The 17,966-nt window shown below is 46.5% G+C and carries 19 protein-coding genes; 6 read left to right on the top strand and 13 right to left on the bottom strand.

The window, feature by feature from the left end; translation table 11 throughout:
* Positions 1 to 81 precede the first annotated feature (81 nt).
* The 5 genes from MSMTP_RS01065 to MSMTP_RS01045 all read right to left on the bottom strand — a co-directional run bounded on the left by MSMTP_RS01065 (position 82) and on the right by MSMTP_RS01045 (position 2,766).
* The gene (locus tag MSMTP_RS01065; protein WP_048177220.1) at positions 82 to 591 is read right to left on the bottom strand and encodes a DUF1673 family protein; all 510 of its coding nucleotides are present in this window, start codon (positions 589 to 591) and stop codon (positions 82 to 84) included.
* Complete coding sequence (locus MSMTP_RS01060) at positions 588 to 1,217, bottom strand: DUF1673 domain-containing protein (RefSeq protein WP_048177217.1); 630 nt, start codon at positions 1,215 to 1,217, stop codon at positions 588 to 590. The genes MSMTP_RS01065 and MSMTP_RS01060 overlap by 4 nt, the downstream gene beginning before the upstream one ends.
* 3 nt (positions 1,218 to 1,220) lie before the next feature.
* Entirely contained in the window at positions 1,221 to 1,826 is a 606-nt protein-coding gene (locus tag MSMTP_RS01055) for a DUF1673 domain-containing protein (protein ID WP_052718240.1), read from the bottom strand.
* 128 nt (positions 1,827 to 1,954) lie between these two features.
* Positions 1,955 to 2,278, bottom strand: a complete 324-nt coding sequence (locus MSMTP_RS19840; protein WP_048177216.1) for a DUF1673 family protein — start codon at positions 2,276 to 2,278, stop codon at positions 1,955 to 1,957.
* A gap of 32 nt (positions 2,279 to 2,310) precedes the next feature.
* Complete coding sequence (locus tag MSMTP_RS01045; RefSeq protein ID WP_048177214.1) at positions 2,311 to 2,766, bottom strand: hypothetical protein; 456 nt, start codon at positions 2,764 to 2,766, stop codon at positions 2,311 to 2,313.
* A 323-nt stretch (positions 2,767 to 3,089) separates the two neighbouring features.
* Here MSMTP_RS01045 and MSMTP_RS01040 point away from each other — a divergent pair, with 323 nt between their 5' ends.
* The 6 genes from MSMTP_RS01040 to MSMTP_RS19835 all read left to right on the top strand — a co-directional run bounded on the left by MSMTP_RS01040 (position 3,090) and on the right by MSMTP_RS19835 (position 8,125).
* Positions 3,090 to 3,347: a PLDc N-terminal domain-containing protein gene (locus MSMTP_RS01040; RefSeq protein WP_048177213.1), complete on the top strand. Its 258-nt coding sequence runs from the start codon at positions 3,090 to 3,092 to the stop codon at positions 3,345 to 3,347.
* A gap of 18 nt (positions 3,348 to 3,365) precedes the next feature.
* Positions 3,366 to 3,764 (top strand): transcriptional regulator, encoded by a 399-nt coding sequence (locus MSMTP_RS01035; protein WP_048177212.1) that lies wholly within the window; start codon positions 3,366 to 3,368, stop codon positions 3,762 to 3,764.
* Between the two features lie 67 nt (positions 3,765 to 3,831).
* Positions 3,832 to 4,914 carry a nitrous oxide reductase family maturation protein NosD gene (locus tag MSMTP_RS01030; RefSeq protein WP_048177211.1) on the top strand — a complete coding sequence of 361 codons (1,083 nt, stop codon included), beginning with the start codon at positions 3,832 to 3,834 and terminating at the stop codon, positions 4,912 to 4,914.
* Positions 4,915 to 5,018: 104 nt separating this feature from the next.
* A complete protein-coding gene (locus tag MSMTP_RS01025) occupies positions 5,019 to 5,435 on the top strand; it encodes a hypothetical protein (RefSeq protein WP_048182409.1) in 417 nt (138 codons plus the stop codon).
* A 26-nt stretch (positions 5,436 to 5,461) separates the two neighbouring features.
* The gene (locus MSMTP_RS01020; protein ID WP_156153630.1) at positions 5,462 to 7,477 is read left to right on the top strand and encodes a hypothetical protein; all 2,016 of its coding nucleotides are present in this window, start codon (positions 5,462 to 5,464) and stop codon (positions 7,475 to 7,477) included.
* Positions 7,478 to 7,555: 78 nt separating this feature from the next.
* On the top strand, positions 7,556 to 8,125 hold the full coding sequence (locus MSMTP_RS19835) for a hypothetical protein (protein WP_231582865.1): 570 nt from the start codon (positions 7,556 to 7,558) through the stop codon (positions 8,123 to 8,125).
* Positions 8,126 to 8,635: 510 nt separating this feature from the next.
* Here the strand turns inward: MSMTP_RS19835 and dapB are convergent.
* The 8 genes from dapB to MSMTP_RS17785 all read right to left on the bottom strand — a co-directional run bounded on the left by dapB (position 8,636) and on the right by MSMTP_RS17785 (position 17,636).
* Positions 8,636 to 9,427, bottom strand: coding sequence for a 4-hydroxy-tetrahydrodipicolinate reductase (dapB, locus tag MSMTP_RS01010; protein ID WP_048177208.1), 792 nt, complete (start codon positions 9,425 to 9,427; stop codon positions 8,636 to 8,638).
* A complete protein-coding gene (gene dapA, locus MSMTP_RS01005; RefSeq protein ID WP_048177207.1) occupies positions 9,424 to 10,299 on the bottom strand; it encodes a 4-hydroxy-tetrahydrodipicolinate synthase in 876 nt (291 codons plus the stop codon). The genes dapB and dapA overlap by 4 nt, the downstream gene beginning before the upstream one ends.
* Before the next feature lie 39 nt (positions 10,300 to 10,338).
* Positions 10,339 to 10,533, bottom strand: coding sequence for a 30S ribosomal protein S17e (locus tag MSMTP_RS01000; RefSeq protein ID WP_048177205.1), 195 nt, complete (start codon positions 10,531 to 10,533; stop codon positions 10,339 to 10,341).
* Positions 10,534 to 10,946: 413 nt separating this feature from the next.
* Positions 10,947 to 11,243: a hypothetical protein gene (locus MSMTP_RS00995; protein WP_048177201.1), complete on the bottom strand. Its 297-nt coding sequence runs from the start codon at positions 11,241 to 11,243 to the stop codon at positions 10,947 to 10,949.
* A gap of 179 nt (positions 11,244 to 11,422) precedes the next feature.
* Positions 11,423 to 11,650, bottom strand: a complete 228-nt coding sequence (locus MSMTP_RS00990) for a hypothetical protein (RefSeq protein WP_197076119.1) — start codon at positions 11,648 to 11,650, stop codon at positions 11,423 to 11,425.
* A gap of 219 nt (positions 11,651 to 11,869) precedes the next feature.
* Positions 11,870 to 12,715 (bottom strand): heparan-alpha-glucosaminide N-acetyltransferase, encoded by an 846-nt coding sequence (locus tag MSMTP_RS00985; RefSeq protein WP_048177199.1) that lies wholly within the window; start codon positions 12,713 to 12,715, stop codon positions 11,870 to 11,872.
* A 204-nt stretch (positions 12,716 to 12,919) separates the two neighbouring features.
* Complete coding sequence (locus tag MSMTP_RS17790; RefSeq protein ID WP_156153629.1) at positions 12,920 to 13,882, bottom strand: hypothetical protein; 963 nt, start codon at positions 13,880 to 13,882, stop codon at positions 12,920 to 12,922.
* Positions 13,883 to 14,243: 361 nt separating this feature from the next.
* Entirely contained in the window at positions 14,244 to 17,636 is a 3,393-nt protein-coding gene (locus MSMTP_RS17785; protein ID WP_052718238.1) for an Ig-like domain-containing protein, read from the bottom strand.
* Positions 17,637 to 17,966: the final 330 nt, after the last annotated feature.

The following is a 17,966-nucleotide window of genomic DNA, read 5'->3' as shown; positions in this document are numbered from 1 at the left end:
ATGAATACATGCATCTTTATCTATCCCCATTAACTGTTTGTTCCTCCGCCGGGATTTCCAACAAAATACATTTCAAATAGCTTACCCCTGGGCTCTCTTCCTAATGATTGGAACGGTTGAATAAATAGCCTTAGCGGCTCCATATATGCCAAACAAAACAAACAATTTTGCCGTTACAATACTTCCAGACGATTTGAAATAAAAATGCAGTCCAAAACACATAGCACTCCAAAAAACAACACTGCAAATTGACATCAATTTTGATGATTTTGCATTGGTTTCAGACTTAGAAAGCGTGTCTAAAAGAAGTCCGAACCCCATCAGCACAAAAACGAAATTCATAAATGATTCCATTATGGTTGATGCAGTACCGGATATAATGATACATATAGAAACGAAAAATGAAATGAGAAATTGTTTCGAATTTCTCTTTATCAAGGGCTTTTCTCTTCCTGGCCGATCCCCTTTTTCTCCTCCAGATCGATCATTTGCTTCAAAATTATCAGGACTAAGCCGGGGTCCTACTCCAGTGGTTTTTGCATAGGGACACCATCCCATCAGCTTTTTAATGTATTCGGTATTCAGGTTCACAGTTTCCCACCCTTTTCCCCAAGGGCATACAGTTTTTGCTGTCCCTTTTCTCTTTTCATATACATTTTCATATGGTTTTTTCTCTCCCAGTAAATTAGCTGGAAATAGAAGCCCCACATCGGAATCAGAGTTCCTGAAGCAAAAGAATTCAGTGTCCGATCGTTAAGAAGATGGGCCGCATGAGATGAAATATAAGGCAAGGAAGCTATGAGCAAAGTAAAACCCAAAAACAGGAATAAGATAACACAGAATAATGATTTTCTAAAGGAAGGAGAAACAACAGGTTTTTTTTTCGCGGCATTGTACTGATGCATCTGCTTTTTCCAGCCGAGCAGATATATTGGTAAAGAAAGTGAAAGGCCGAGAAGGAAAGCCTCTGTATTTATGCCTTTTTGAAATAGGTTTATGTAAACAGGAGTAAAGAAAATTGGTAGCAGGAGGAGTTGGGTATCAAGCCTGGAATGCTGGCTCGGAACCGTCGGACTTCTTGCTTTTTCTTCTCCCGATCGATCATATGCTTCAAAATTCACAGAGCTAATCCGGGGTCCTGCTTCAGCAGTTTTTGCATTTGGGCACCAGCCCATCAGCTTTTTGATCTGCTCAAAAGCAACAAGTTTCACAGGCATTTATCATTTCTCCCTGACCGCATACGAGGTATTCCAAGTCCCGCAACTTTTGAAGTAAAGTTTTTTATGGTTTTTCCGCTCCCAGTAAATCATTTGCAGGTAACTGAACCAGAGGAAAACTAGAGTGCCTGCAACGAAAGAATAGAGATCCATCAGGGCAAACGCCTTGATTTCATACCACAGGTAAAAAATCAGGAGCAAAAATATGCACCCCGGAATTCCGTGCCATTTTTTAAACAGCTTTACCTTGCCGGAGTAATCGAGTACAGGTTCTTTTTCCAGGGTATCATATCTTTTCATTTGTTTCTTCCAGTCGAAGATGCCAAACAGCATGGAAATGCCAAGTCCGGCAAGAAGCGCTCCCCGGTTCAGGCCTATTATGGCAAGCACCACAGGATGCAGGAAAGTAAAACTCGCGTTCATTCGGAGGAGTCGGGTGCTTGCTTTTCTGTACCCGTAAAGGGTTTCCGGTGTACCTGCTTTTTCTCTTCCTTCCCAGGCATTTGCTTCAAAATTCTCAAAGGGGATTTGGTACCCGTTTTCAGGTGTTTTTGCATAAGGGCACCAGCCCATCAGTTTCCTTATGTACTGTTCCATACCCGGAATCATATTTTTCCCACCGTAATCATTCCGACTCTGTCATCTCCTTCAATTTCCCGAAAAACTCATCCGCAAGCTTGTGGGGTCCTCGGAGCTCTTGAATTTTACCTGCATCTCCTCTGCAAAGTCCTTGCTGCTCAGGATCTAATGTAGAGGAGAGTGCCAATTAAAAATAAGAGCGTCCCTACTCCTACCATCAGTGATGATACGTTACCTTTTAAATCCAGAGCAAGTGACAACGCCGCAGCAAAAGTACCTATACTTGTAATTAACAATCCAATTCCTTTCATACGGCTAAGATTGCTTCCGGTTTTTTCTCCTCTGGACCGATCAGCTTTTTCTCCTCCGGATCTATCATATGTTTCAAAATTATCAGGGTTGATCCAGGGGTCGTTTTCAAGTGTTTTTGCATTTGGACACCACCCCATCAGTTTCCTTATACTTTTTGCAAATACATTCATCGTTTCCCCTTCCTTATTTTATCTGCCTTAAGTCAGGCCTCTTCTGTCATCTCCTTCAATTTCCCGAACAATTCGTCCGCAATTTTTGTGGGGTCCTCGGAGCTCTTGAGTTTTATCTGCATCTCCTCCGCAAAGTCCCAGAGCAGTTCGATGCATTCCCTGTACCGCTCACAGGACCCGCAGTCTCCCTCATGTTCGTACCAGACCTGCATCCCGTGTTTGGCCGAGATAAAGATGATTGCACTGGCTTTGAAGGGAACCGAATGCCCGAAGAGTACCCCCTTTTTCGGATTGACTCTTTCCACCTCTATCCGGTTTGCCCGGGCCATCTCAAGCAGGGTTTCTTCGATGCGCTTGTCCATGCTGAGAAGGGCCCTGGAGACCGCCTGCCTGGAGACCCCGAACTGTTTAGCGATATTGATGTTCGGGAGTCCGTTTCGGCGCAGGACCCAGAACTTGAACTGTTTTTCTCCTGCCGGAAGGAACATGTGTAAACATACGAACGTTGACTATTTATGCTTTGCTGTCTTTTTATATTTCTTTAGTTCATATCCGCAAAAGTTCCAGACAATGACGGTATTTATCCCAGATTCATTAATTGTTCCAAAAACAGTTTGATGATTTGGCCATAAAAGGTATATGTAAAAGAAATCAATTTTCATTGGTCTTATTTAAAAAATTAAAAATATACGCTCCAAATTGAATGGCCGCACAGACCGCCTAAATTGTCCGGAACCGCCGGGAAAACTTAGTATGGTTCCCCGATAAGAGGAATATTCAGAGAAAAGGTTGTAAAGTACAGGACGAATGTATGGTGCTGTTTGTTGTCGTCATATTAACAATTTTGATATTCTGGGCCGCAATGCTGGCTGACTGTCTCCGGCGCCCTGTAGAGTACTTTCCCTCCGGAAGCGAGTTTGAAAAACTGACCTGGTCCCTGGTGGTGTTTTTCTGGCATCCTATTGGGGCATTTCTGTATTATCTCCTGATACTGAGAAACGACCGGTACTATGCCTTTTTGAAAGGATTGATGAATAACCGGAATATTCCCGGAGCTCGCAGGGAATGAAATAAAAGAGGGTCAGGGATGCAAAGATCAGATATGCAAGCACAAGCTTCCGAAGAAAATCTGCGGATACTGTCCCTTTCGAATGATTCCAGAAAAATCATACAGACCCTATCCAACGAAACTTCGATAAGAATCCTGCAGCTACTGGAATCCGGTAATATGTCGGCAAGCGAGCTTGCAGGCGGGCTTGACCTGCGGCTAAACACCCTCCAGTACCACCTTGATGCTTTGCTTGATTCCGGCCTGATCCGGGTCACGGAGGTCAGGTGGAGCCGGAAAGGCAGGAAGATAAAGGTCTATGAACCTGTCGATAAGTTGATAATCCTTATTCCGGGGCGAAGCCCTTTCAACAAAACCGCCCTTTCAGGCCTGCTTCAGGAGTGTATGGAGGAAGATCCTGACCTCTGCCCTATCTGATTTTTCCTTCAGGGTTTATTATTTCACAAAACTCCAGAAATGCAGGATCTTTAAATAAGGTGTTGAAATGAAGCTGAACAAAAGTCTGAAAGCAGGGATTCTGCTAGCCCTTATGTTGTTTTTGACGGCAGTTCCCGCAGCTTGCACGGAAGATGCTGAACTTCCCGTATATTCTCTTGAACAATTCAATACAGGAGAATCCGATGTAAGTGCAGAGGAAGCCTGTGGGTGCACAACCGAGCACGTCGGAGAGATTCTTTCCGGTGAAGAAGGTGTGATTGTCAGTGCTGAAGTCTTTGCGAGTTTTGGCTGGCCCCCCTTAACTGTAAGGGTGGACGGAAGCGGGGGTGGGCGCTTCCTGACAATCGGAGAGGCGCTGAAGCATCCTCTTTACGATATAATTCTTGTTGCCCCCGGGACCTATACCGAAAACCTTGTTGTGGATTCCCAGGTGACGATACGGGCCGAGTCCGGGAACCCTGAGGATACGGTGATAAGGGCAGCCGATCCCGGAGCTCCCGTTATCCATGTGACACGGAGGGTGTTGGAGATCAGGGGGTTTACTGTGGAAGGGGCAAACGGGAGTAACGATCCTGAAAAAAGTGCCGGTATCTTTCTCGATGGGGCCCGGGACTGCACGCTTGCAGATAATGTGTTTAGGGACAACACCTGTGCCATTTTCCTGAAAAATTCGGACGACTGCCGCCTGAGGAATAATACTGTAGAGGTTAACGGCAGCTACGGCATCCGGCTTGAGAATGCCGAAAGTAACCGGCTGGAAAACAACACGATCCGGGACACTGCATATTCCGGAATCCTGCTGCAGGGAACCCCGGGGCTCGAACTGGGGGACAGGTCTGTCCTGAACAGCTGCCGGGGCATAGGCCTGAATTTTTCGGACCGGAATCTTCTCTGTAACAATACCGTAAGCGTAAACTGCAGGCACGGAATCGAACTATTTTTCTTAAACAATTACATGATGGGCGGGGCCCGGGGCTTTGATGGTTCTGATAAGAGGCAGGCCTGGATCCGGGAAAATGCTTCCGAAAACAATACCCTGACAGGCAATTTCATCGGAGGCTACATAAAAGGGATCAATATCCCGGATGAGGATAGGGAGCGGATTGATGCAAAAAGGAGGAAGGTCTAGATGCAAGCAAGAAAAGAGGCAGAGCTATCGTTTTGGGGAGAATTTCGAGCGGACAGAATTGCTGAAGCTAATCAATGCAGGGAGTTGAGTTCGGGGGGATCCATATGAGAAGTTTTCGAAGAAATCTGATGATTGGCATTTCTTCTCTTGTATTGCTGTTCCTGCTGCTGTTCATAGTTATTCCCTATTTCATTGCCGGGCCACCGACTCCACTTTTTACTGCCAGGAACCATGACAGCGAAGGGCATGAACTCAGAGTGGAGGTCTTTGATTCGGAGAATAATTCCGTGCTTGACAAAACATACGAACTGGCACCTGATGAAAGAATCAGCCATCCCAAATCCTTCAGGTTCCGGGTGCCGGGGTTTGAAATCGTGGACTATACGTTCAAATTCACACTGGACGGCAGGATTACGGAAACTTACAGTACGAGTGTCCGGCCATGGAATACTGTTGAAGTCGAACTCTATGCCGATTACGCGGAAGGCAGGCCCCTTTCCGTAGGTGAGATCACTGTTTGAAATCACTGTTTGAAATGAGGGATTCGATGAGAAAACAAATTTCAGTATTTCTTCTGCTTTCGGCTTTCCTTATGTTTACGGGCTGTGCCGAGAGGCCTTCGGAAGATCTCTACCTTAATTCTACTGCTTACGAACTCCCGCTTTCCGAACTCTGGGCCCTCACGGTTAATGAAACCGGGGTTGAAAACGAATCTGCGGAGCTTGACCAGCTTGTTATCCGTATGCAGGATTCCGGAACCCTGGAATACGTCTTTCTGGAATTCAGGGGGATAAAGTCCGGTGAATGGGGGCATTTCCAGGTAAGGATGGACGAAAGCGGCAAAGTTAGCTGGCGTGAGTCAAAAGTGAAAGGGGACTTTCCGAAAAGTAACCATCCCCTGCCTGTCCTCAAAGTGGTAGAAACGGTAGGTTCCGGTGGCTCCAGCGGCTCCGGTTTTTTTGCTCCTTCCCGGGGCTTGCTGGTTCATGCGGATTTCCTGGCCGGGAGCATAGGTTACGGAGGGGAACCTTACGATTTGTATCTTTTCGAGAACGGAAAAGCTGTTCCTCTGGACCGTATCGAGTTTGGGAGCAGGGAGCCCTGGTGCCAGATTGTGTTCAACAGCCCCGGAGCTTGCAATACCACAATAAAAGAGGATAAAAAAGGCGTATTCAACGAAGTAATAAGTTCCGAATCCAGTTTGACAATCTCCGAGGTGAATGAAAATGGTCCGGAACCCGGTCTTCCCGATCACATACTCGTTTTTCTCGAAGATGATCTGAATAAGGCCCGATGTGTCGAATATGCGGTGGAAAAAACAGATGGCAGCAGTCCCTTGGATCTTATAAGCACAGGCTGTACCGAAAAAACCCTGGAGACTGTGGCCCTGACTCCAGAGCCTTACGAACTCCCTCTCTCCGAACTCTGGGACCTTACGGTTAATGAAACCGGGGTTGAAAATGAGACCGCAGCTTTTAGCAATTTAAAGGTCAGTATCGGGCCTCAGAGGTCCCCTGAACATATCCTGCTGGAATTTTGGGGAGAGCGGAGAGGCAGGTGGAATTTTTTCCATGTGGAGGTGAACAGCCGGGGAGCCGTAAGCTGGTATTCCAGTGAAAGTACTGATAGTTCCCAGGAGGCTCCGCATCCTCTGGAGCTTTTGGGTGAAGTCGAACAGGTCCGGCTCAGGGAACTCACCTTTGGAGAAGAAGGGCTCTATATTGAGGTTGATAAGGTGTGGAGAGCCAGTTATGATGGGAGGCTCAATAATGATGTTTTTGTGCTTAAGGACGGGAGCCTTCTTCCACTGGAACTGGTCCGTTTCTCAAGTGCAAAACCCCGGTATCCTATAACTATCGGTAAGAGGGGGTACCATAATGTTCTGGTAAAGGAAAACAAAACTACGGGGGAAAGTGACATTACCTTTTTGCCGGGAAAGGAGGCTCCCTCGTTTACTGTCTTTACGGAAGAGTCTCTTTCGGAGGCTGAACTGCTTGTGTATACAGAAGATGAAGAAACGGTGACCGTTTGTCCCCGGGCGGGTTATATGCTGATCAACAATATAACGGTGGTCCCGACATTGGTCCCGTATTCTGAAAACAGAACCCGCTATAACTATTATGCGGAACATCCGGAAAGAGAAGTTCCTGATGCTGTTATTGAAATTACTTTCAAGGACAATGTCTCCTTGCCCGAGGCAGTGGGGATTATTTCTGCTTCGAACATCCCCGAACCTTATTTGCTTTTCCAGCGCAGGTTCCGGGATTATTATATTAACGTTTCAGCAGAGGAATATGAGTATATCAAAAAGCAATACCCTGAACCTTATGTCTCTTATGAGGCAGAAAAGCCCGTCAAAGGCAGGTTTGTCGCCGTGCTCTCCATACACCCGGAGGAGAACGTTGAAAAGTTAAAGCAAGAGGGGATCACTTTGAAGAAAACGCTAAGTGTGTGGGCAATCTATGACCCTGAAGTTCTTCAAAATGAAAGCGATGCGATAATAAACAAACTTGAAGGGGAGAATGAGATCATTTCCGTATCTTTTGAGCTGTTATTCCGATGAACACGAAAATATGGTTTTCAGACTCCTTCGGGAAACTGGCCGGAAAATAAATTGTTGTTAGATTCAGGAGGTTTAATATTGGACAAAAGAGACCGTGCTTATTTGATCGCCGCTTCTGCGGCTCTGGCCGTACTTATCCTGGGTATTCTTATTTACTCCTATTTTAAAGCCCAGTTCCTCTGGGGAATCATAGTTGCGGGAATGATTATTCTAATAGCGTTTTCTCTTCTTTTTTGTCTCGTTTTTACTGATTCCCTGGCCTTTCCCTGGAAAAGTGAGGGTGGGAAATTCGGGGTTTCGGGAGTCAAATCAGAGGGAATTAAGTCAGGGGAAGTTGAATCAGAGGGAGTTGAATCAGAGGCTTTGAGCGACTCAAAAGTTTATGAAAGGCCGTCTTTCTTCTTTGGCATACCCTTCGGATTTGTGCTCGGAGGGGTTTTTAGCAGGTATGAGAGCCTGTTTTCCATGGAATATGACGGAGGATCGGCAGCTGTGCTGTATCGCGGGGTCTGCCTGGTTTCGAAAGGAGACAGGCTTAGAATTACCGGGAAATGGTACCCTGGGAAAAAAATCGGAGTAAGAGGGAATGTGATTGTAGCGGACAGGGTAGAAAATCTCAGTTCGGGGTTAATTTTCAGCAAAGAATGAACTTTATGTGTTTTTACACGGACTCCCTTTTAATTCACCTAATCTTTTTTTGGTGGTCTTACTTTGGTGGTCTTATTTTGGTGATCTGTTTTTTGGTGTTCCGATCAGGTTTTTTATTTTCGGGAGTCCGTGCAATAACATGGAAAGGAATGGTTCTTATGGGGAGGAGTTGCCTGCAAGCAAGTGACCGGGTGTTTACTGTGGGATTTGAACCTTTTAAGGCTTCAGGGCCCGGAAGACTTGCAAGCAAGCACTAGCCTTATTCCTACTTTATATTAGTTATAATTTGCGCTTGAAGTCCGAAGAAAAAATAGCTTGATTCGAAAAAGTTTGATCTGAAAAAGCTCAATTCAAAGGAATCTGGTCCGGGTTGTAATTGGAGAAAAAAAGTTCTGGAATCGGGCCTGGATGGTATTTCAGGGCCCGAAAAGGTTTTTGTTTTGAAATTGTTGCTTTAAAGTGAAATTGTTGCTTTAAAGTGAAGCTGACATTTTAAACTGAACTTCTTTATTAAAGCCCGAGAACGTCGTCCATGTTGTAGATGCCGGGGTTCTGTGCACAGACCCATTCGGCTGCACGGACTGCGCCTTTGGCAAAGATCTGGCGAGAGTGGGCCATGTGGTTGATCTCGATCCTTTCGGAGTTTCCGACAAAGAGGACGGTGTGGTCTCCGGTGATGTCTCCACCGCGGACGGCGTGGATGCCGATTTCCTTGTCACGGGGGGCTATTCCTTCCCTGCCGTAGACGTATTCCTTGCCTCCCAGGGCTTCGCTGATCACGTCGGCTGCCCGAAGAGCGGTGCCGCTGGGGGCGTCCTTCTTCTGGTTATGGTGGGCTTCGATGATCTCGATGTCGTAGTCTGCAAGGTACTTTGCAGCTTCCTTTATGATCTTGAAAAAGACGTTAACTCCGACCGAAAAGTTCGGGGCGATCACTGCACTGACCCTGTTTTCCTGGATTGCGCCGTCGACCACTGCCCTCTGTTCGGGGGTCAGGCCTGTTGTCCCTATAATCAGGTTGACTCCGCATCTGGCTGCGGTGGGGGCGTTTACCACGGTTGCGCCGGCTATTGTAAAGTCGATAAGGACGTCGGCTTCGGTCTTTTTCAGGACCGTTTCCATGTCTTTTACGTCCGATACTTCGATTCCGAGTGCCCCTACCCTGGCCATTTCCCCGGCGTCTTTCCCGACATTGCCAACGTCAAAGGCGGCAACGAGCTGCATGTCCGGGGAGCTCGTGATATTTTCTATAATCAGGGAGCCCATCCTGCCGCAGGCCCCTAAAACTGCTGCGTTGATCATTTGAGGACCCCCAGTTTCCTGAGTTCTTCTGCAAGCTTTTCAGTGTTGGCATCTGCGAGGGGAGCTAGAGGGAGCCTTACATGCCCGCTGGCAAGCCCTGCCAGATCGGCGGCCTTCTTTACAGGGATCGGGTTTGTCTCCAGGAAAAGCGCACGGATCAGGGGAGCCATTTCGTAATGGAACTTCCTGGCTGTTTCGTAGTCTCCCTTGAGGGCTGCGTCCACCATCCCGGACATTTTCTCGGGCACAATGTTAGCTGTAACCGAGATGACCCCACTGCCTCCTATGGACATGAGCGGAAGGGTCAGGCCGTCGTCCCCGGAAAGCACTATAAAGTCCTCGTCCACGGTGCCTTCAAGGATCCTGGTGGCCTTGTCGAGACTCCCGCTGGCTTCCTTGATCCCTACGATGTTTCCCAACTTTGCAAGTTCGGTGATGACTTCGACGGGCATGTCCTGCCCTGTCCTGGAAGGGACGTTGTACAGCACTATGGGTATGTCCACGGCCTCGGCTATTTTCGTGAAGTGCGCGATTAGCCCTGCAGGGTTGGGCTTGTTATAGTAAGGTGAAATTAAAAGAGCGCCGTCCACACCCGCATCTGCGGCGTGTTTTGTAAACTGGAGGGCTTCTCCGGTATTATTCGACCCTGTTCCTGCAAGCACCGGGACTTTTGCACAGTCCACGGCGATGTCGATCACTTCTTCATGCTCGGTTGCGGAAAGGGTTGCTGATTCCCCGGTGGTGCCGCAGGGTACTATACCTGTGACTCCTCCTGCTTCCACAAACGCGATATTTCTTCTCAGGCCTTCCCCGTCAATCCTGTCATCCTTCGTGAAAGGAGTGATCAGGGCAGGCATTGCTCCTTCAAACATACAGATCCCCAACTTCTTCCCGGTATCCCGGGGTTGCGCTCAGATTATTTTTGCGCGTGCAACTTTCCTTGTGACGTAGCCTGCGACCCGGTTCCTGATAACCTTGCTTTCAATGGTCGTGTACTTGGCCACAAGAAGTTTGTTTGTATCGAAATCTTTTGTAAAGACGTCTCCGTAGTTTTCAATTAACTTGAATGCGGTTCTCTTGATGTTGGTCTGTCTAATATTTCCCATGATATCTTCTCCTCTATGTTTTTCGCCGTTTTTTTCCAGGCGTCAAGATTTTCGGTTTATTTGGTTTATCGGTTTATTTGATTTATTCAGTTATTCGATATAGCTCACAATGTTTCCTGTGAACCTGGTTAACGTAAAGCAAGAAATGCGCTGAATCGTTACCTGAGTTAGTTTTGAGTTAAGTAAGTGCTAAGTTGAATGTTGAGTTAAGTAAGTGCTAAGTTGAATGTTGAGTTAAGTAAGTGTTACCAGCTTCCGGGGGATATATCTCCGAAAACCGGATATAAAAATTTGGATTAATTACTAATTTTGTCGACTAATAGGTAACTTCCGATTTATATCTTTTGGGGTAAAAAAGATTTTCGGATAATGTCCTTTCCTTTTTCCCTCAGGCTTCTTCCTCTGAGTTTACCTTACTTTTTCAGGTAATCCGTTTTTCCAAGGAAGCGGTCAAGAGTCCCTGCGCTGGTAAAGACTTTTTCCCTGGTCCCTTTGCGGTTGACAAAGAGGCCAGCCAGGACAATCAGGAGCCCGAGTTCTGGTTTTACCTCCACGGCAATGGCCCCTATCAGGATCAGGGAAGAGGCTGCAAGCCCCTTGAGGGCACCTTTCCGGTAGGAGAGGTAGCCTGTCCTCTTGAAAATCCGGATGTCCCGGAGGGTGAGGAAGAGCACCACAAAATAGGCAAACATTGCAATTTCAAGATACATTCCGTTCTCCACTGTTCATATTTCGCAGCCTGCCGACCCATGAGATTTATCCGGGGGCCTGGCTACATCTAAAAATCAAGTGTAAGATATGTTAGGGGCATGGGTTATATATAAAACCAGTCGTTTTGCGGCACTCCTGCTCACAGCCCTGCGGTTTTATATTTCCCTGGCTCTGCGGCTCAAGGAGATATGAACCCGAAAAGTATCAAGTAGACTACAATTCCGAGAAGAAGGGCTCCTGTCCAGAACAATATGCCAATATCCATGTATTTTTTGCCTTTCCATTTCCACTGGTTTGTGACAAAAATAATCCCCAGGACAAGGGTCAGGAGGCCAAGAAGCCTGTGCAGGGTGAGCAGCCACCCGTAAGCAGGAAGGAAAATGCCCAGGCTTGCGGAGTATAACATGTAGAAGACCGAAGGCAGGGCCACAATAAAGGCAACAGTTGCAACTTTTCCGTGCAGCCGGATATTTTTCTTTTTCTTTGTAAGGGCATAACCCAGAATTAAAAAAGCTATTAGCTGTACGAGCAGTGAAATATCTGATAGTGTTAGTGGTCTTGAAAACAGAACGATTCCCCCGAAAAGAAGTGGTCTGGAGATTATTTATACATAATTCTCAAATTTTCATATCAGGTTAAGGTCCAGGTATCCGGCAGTCCAGAGCAGGGCGAGAAAGAGGGGCTGGTGGATGAAATAGATAAAAAGGGAATGCTTACCGAGCCAGGCAAAGCCTTTCACGGCCCCGGAACCTTCGAAGGCAGGGACTGCAAACTGCCTGATGCCCCCCGCGTACAGGGAATTTCCCAGGTAGATCCCAAGGAGGACCATCCCGAACCAGGGGAAGACTGGGAAATAGTCCAGGGCCTGGAAGTGCTCGGGCCGGAAACCCAGCCAGATCAGGGTTGAAAACCCGAAAGTCCTTGTACCGAGCCAGTAACCGGGAATAAAGAATAGTAAAGCCATAAGCAGGTTTACCTCTTTCAGCCTGAGGTATGGGTAAGCGAGTATGGCCGAAACCCCGAAAAAGTGCAGGATCCCGAAAAGGATGTACCTTTCGGGAAGAAAAACCCGGGTTACGGCTGTGAGCACGAGCCCCAGAGTGAAGAGTTTGAGCCCCCTTCGGAGATATTTCCGGAAAAGTTTTGAGGGAAAGGCGGAGGTGGTTAGGGCTGAAGAGGAGGATATGGCTGAGAATGAAGCTAAGGTTGAAGAGGAGTGTGAAGCTGAGGTTGGGGATGAAGCCCCGGCCCCGTTTGCCCTGGAATAGCTTATTGAAAGGGCTGCCCCTGAAACCAGGATAAACATTTCTGCCGCACCCCTGCCGATGTAGGAGAGAAGCCCCGAATTAAGTTCAAACTCTGCCAGCCTGAAAAAGTCGAGGTCGTAGAGAAAATGGTAGCCCAGCATCAGCACGACGGCTAGCCCGCGCAAAAAGTCGATTTCCCAAAAACGGCCCTTAGCTCTGTACATTGAAACAGTCCCCGGAAAAACATATGACTGTCTTTATATAAATATGCAATGAGGCCGAAGGTTGGCTTTTAACTTACAGTTTATTTTAAGTTACAGTTTATTTTAAGTTACAGTTTATTTTAAGTTACAGTTTATTTTAAGTTACAGTTTATTTTAAGTTACAGTTTATTTTAACTCACAGTTTCTTTTAACTCACAGTTTCTTTTAACATACTTTTCTCGAATAAGCAAAAAGGAATACAATTCCTACCCCGATTCCCCCGAACATGTATATCCCGTCTCCTATCATTTCGTTATTCTCAAGTTTTTCGATTATTCCTTTTTTCCCGGGGTTTTCTATTAGCCCAGGAGTCTCAGGGTTTTCACTTCCCTGGCTATCCGGAGTTTGCTCCTGAAAAGATCCGGGGGCTTTTTCCTGCAGGGATGTGCTTTTTGCCTGGGCTGTTCCTATAACTGAAGCGCTTTCACCGATGGGTTCCGCTTCAGGCATGATGGTGGTTCTCGACCCCTGGATCTTCTGGGCGGTCCCGGGGCAGGACGGGCCGGAGGCCAGACTTCCTTCAGGCTGCAGAGTGACAGTTACTGCATAGTTCCCTCCGATGATTTCGTATTTTCCGGGGGGGACGGACTCCGTGCTGTAGGCATAGCTGAATTTCCCTTCCGAATCAGCCTTTACCACCTGCAGGGCCGTAACTTTCAGCTTCACCCGTGTCTCCCCGTTTTTTGCATTCCCGTCAAGCTTGAGCTGGTAAGTTCCCGGAGGGACCCTTTCTGCGGAAAGGACGGCAACACCTTCTTTTGCCTTTGTACTTCTCTGCCTCCAGAGGACAAGTTTGCCTCTTACGTACAGGTCCTCCACGCCTTCTGCCCGGACGGTAAAGTGGTTGTTGAAGTCAGGGACCTCCACGTTTTGCAATTCGTAAGTGTAAGTGCCTCCGATCACCGGGACATCTTCTTCAAAATAGACGAGAAACCCTACTTCCTCTTTCGGAGAGGCACTCCCGGTGATCAGGACGGTGTCTCCTGCCACAGGGTTTGCAGGATTTATTTCCCAGCCACTGACTTCCCCGCTTGCAGGAAAAACGGCCATTGTGATAAACATGAACAGTGAAAAAAGAAAGACCGACGTCTTTTTTCCAAAACCTCCGTTGAATACCTTAAATTTCATAAAAGCACCTCTCCCATAATAGCGCAAGGGTTCTGACCTTCCCCCTTTTTTCAGACCCCGGATCTTAAACTCCCTATCAATACTTTTCAGGTTCAAAGTACTTATACTTATCATTTTTTGTCAAACACTCATCATTTTTTGACAGACTTTCCGACATCAAATATTCTAAAAAAGGAGAACTGGATGGTGGAAATTTAGTGAAAAAGAAGCTATTTCGGAAGTCTATAAAAAGGAACCGGGTTTTAAAACCCTTTGATGACCTTTTTCCGGAATAATATTTTTTTAAGAATAGCACTTTTTTCGAGAATCGTTTTGAAAAGCAGAAGAAATGGAATTCTCTGCTTTTCAGGGTTTTTCCAGTTTACTGCCTCCTTTTCTCTATCACGGCCAGCCCGATCAGGATTATTATCATGAACCCGATAATGAAATTAAAAACTTTTGACATGATACTCTTCGAGATTCCTGTCTTTTCCCCATCTCCGGCACTTTCTTCGGTTTCCGGAGTTTCGGTTTCCAGGGAATCGGTTTCCTTTATCTGCTCTGTTTCTGTAGGGATCTGACCTTCTACCTCTCGGACCTCAATCAAGGGCTTACTGTTTTCGGCTGTGACGGCAAACGGGGAGAATCCCGGGGAGCTGGCTTCGAAGTAGATGAACCCCTCGTCTTCCCCGATCTTCCGGGTCTGGAGAACACTCCACCTGTCTTCGGAATACCTGTTCAGGGCGATCGTAGATTCGATGATTTCGTTTTCGGCGATCCACGTCTTGTTTACCCTGAAACCAACAACGGCCCCACCAATGTTTTCAGGACTTGCAAAGCCCCCGTTTCCGACCCAGATGTTGATGTGCCTGTAGATTTCCCCGTCAGGCTCAGCCGGGGTCAGGACGGAGATCTCCTTCAGTTCCTCGATAATGGTTGTGGTTTTTCCTGCACTTTTCTTTGCGTCGAATTCCACGTAGTCGACAACGGTGGCTTTCCGTATGAACTCAAACCTGATGCGGTTCCCGTTAGTAACGAACTGCTGGGCAAGTTCCTTGACGTGGACATTGCTTGCGGGTTCAGGAGACCCTCCACCCCCACCGCCGCCGCCGCCACCACCGCCTGAGGAGCTTTTCTTGACGGTTGTGACATCGCTAACAGTTATCTGCACGGTCTCAGAATCTGTTAATTCTCCGTCCGTAACATTGAACCCTACCGAATATACCCCTGAATCTTCAGAGCCCGGAGTCCATTCAAAAAGGCCACTGGTCGTGTTAAGTTGGGCCCCACCGGGAAGGCCTGTGGCACCATATGTAAGATCATCACCATCATCATCGGAAGCTGTTAATGTGAATGCCAAGAGGCTGTTTTCTGCAATAGCTTTGTTTCCTATTGAGTCTAGTGCCGGGGCCCTATTGACATCTCCAACTGCTATAGTTATTGTTTCAGAATCTGTAAGCTCCCCATCTGAAGCTGTGAATTCTACATAGTAAATGCCGCTTTCCCCATAAGCCGGAGTCCAGAGGAAAATATAATCTGCAAGTTCTCCGAAGGTTGCGTTTGTGGAGTAAGTCAGGGGGTCTCCATCCGGATCTGTTGCTGAAAGCTCTATCCTGAGTTCCGTGTTTTCAGCAGTTGACTGAGGGTCTATTTCAGCCAGAACAGGTTTCCTGTTCACGTCTCCCACAGTTATCTGCACGATTTCGAAGTCAAGACCTTCTTTCCCATCGGAAACACTGAAGTTTACGGAATAAATTCCTGCTTCATCATATTCAGGAGTCCAGGTAAAGTTCTTGTCAGTAAGAGTACCAACGCTACTGTCGTTCTTGGCAAAAGTGAGAGTGTCTCCATCTTCGTCAGTTGCAGAGAGGTTTATCACAAGTTCTGAACCTTCGTCAATAGATTGATCACCAATATCAACGAGCACAGGTGGCCTGTTTACGTCTCCCACTGTTATCTGAACTACCTCAAAGTCCAGACCACCCTTTCCATCCGAAACGCTGAAATTTACGTAATATATTCCTGCGTCCTCATCCGTCGGAGTCCAGGTAAAGTTCTTGTCTGTAAGCTTTCCAACGCTACTGTCGTTCTTGGCAAAAGTGAGAGTGTCTCCATCTTCGTCAGTTGCAGAGAGGTTTATCACAAGTTCTGAACCTTCGTCAATAGATTGATCACCAATATCAACGAGCACAGGTGGTCTGTTTACGTCTCCCACTGTTATCTGAACTACCTCAAAGTCCAGACCACCCTTTCCATCCGAAACGCTGAAATTTACGTAATATATTCCTGCGTCCTCATCCGTCGGAGTCCAGGTAAAGTTCTTGTCTGTAAGCTTTCCAACGCTGCTTTCGTTCTTGGCAAAAGTGAGAGTGTCTCCATCTTTATCTGTTGCAGAGAGGTTTATCACAAGTTCTGAACCTTCGTCAATAGATTGATCACCAATATCAACGAGCACAGGTGGCCTGTTTACGTTCTCTACAGTAATGACCACTGTTTCGGAATCATTCAGGACTCCGTCCGTTACGTTGAACTCTACATAGTAAGTTCCACTTTCCTCATAATTCGGAGTCCATGTAAACTCATTTCCCATCAGAGTTCCGAACGTAGCATTTGTAGCGTATGTCAGCTCGTCGTTATCAGGATCCGTAGCAGTTAGTGTAAATGCCAATGAGCTGTTTTCTGCAACCAATTGATCTTCAATTAATTCCAGTTCCGGTGGTCTGTTTACGTTCTCTACAGTAATGGTCACTGTTTCGGAATCATTCAGGACTCCGTCCGTTACGTTGAACTCTACATAGTAAGTTCCACTTTCCTCATAATTCGGAGTCCATGTAAACTCATTTCCCATCAGAGTTCCGAACGTAGCATTTGTAGCGTATGTCAACTCATCATTATCAGGATCCTTAGCCGTTAGTGTAAATGCCAATGAATCGTTTTCTGCAACCAATTGATCTTCAATTAATTCCAGTTCCGGTGGTCTGTTTACGTTCTCTACAGTAATGGTCACTGTTTCTGAATCATTCAGGACTCCATCCGTTACGTTGAACTCTACATAGTAAGTTCCACTTTCCTCATAATTCGGAGTCCATGTAAACTCATTTCCCATCAGAGTTCCGAACGTAGCATTTGTAGCGTATGTCAACTCATCATTATCAGGATCCTTAGCCGTTAGTGTAAATGCCAATGAATCGTTTTCTGCAACCAATTGATCTTCAATTGTTGCAAGTTCCGGAGGTTGATTCACCGGGACAGCCGTGTAAGTTGTAGAATTGTTCCATCCGATGTTTCCTGCTTCATCGGTTGCAGAAACATTAACCTGATGAGTTCCTTCAAGAGCTGTAATTATTCCTTCCCATATTGTTCCTGTCTCGTAATTCAGGGCTGTTCCTGATGCCTGTACTGCCGTAACTTCTATGTTGTCAGTAACATCCACTGTCACAAGAATAGGTTTTCCTGTTTCAGTCCCGGTTACGTTTAAATTGACCGCGTTAATTACCGGCTTTTCAGTATCCGGCATTTCCATCGTTGAAGCCGTATCGTTTACCCAGGTGTAATTTATGTTTCCTGCCTGGTCTACTGTTCTGGTCCCGATCTCGTATTGAGTGTTGTTCGTAAGGTTTGTTGCATTGTAGTAATTGTTAGAGGTGTTTTCCTTGAAAACACCATCAATGTAGACCCTTGTCCGGTTGAAATCCGTGTCATCCGGGTTCGTCCACGTCCAGTTAATCCAGGTGTACCCAACTTCCGATTCGTTCAAGCCGGTAACCATGGCCATGTATTCTTCCCCTGAGGAGGCCCCTACCCCTGGCAATAAGGCTATGAAAATAAAAAGTAGTAATAGTATGAGCGGTGTACCTAACTTGTCCTTCAATTATTATACCTCACAAAGTTTTTTAGATCCCCCTGCTGGGGGAGGGGAATGTATGTTCCAATTTTTTGTTCTGAATTTTATTGATTTTTTAATATAAACTATCTCAAATTTAATGAAGATTCGTACTATCTTTTTATAATGTGTTGTAGCCTAAAATCATTTCGCAGATTCAAAACTATAGGGGAGTTAAATACATGATACAATAGTGAGCAGCACAAAAGGTCAAGCGTTGAG

It is taken from the genome of Methanosarcina sp. MTP4 (genome assembly GCF_000970045.1).
Classification (GTDB): domain Archaea; phylum Halobacteriota; class Methanosarcinia; order Methanosarcinales; family Methanosarcinaceae; genus MTP4.
The sequence above is the reverse complement of the archived record's forward strand: the minus strand, read 5'-3'. Positions and strand labels throughout refer to the sequence as shown.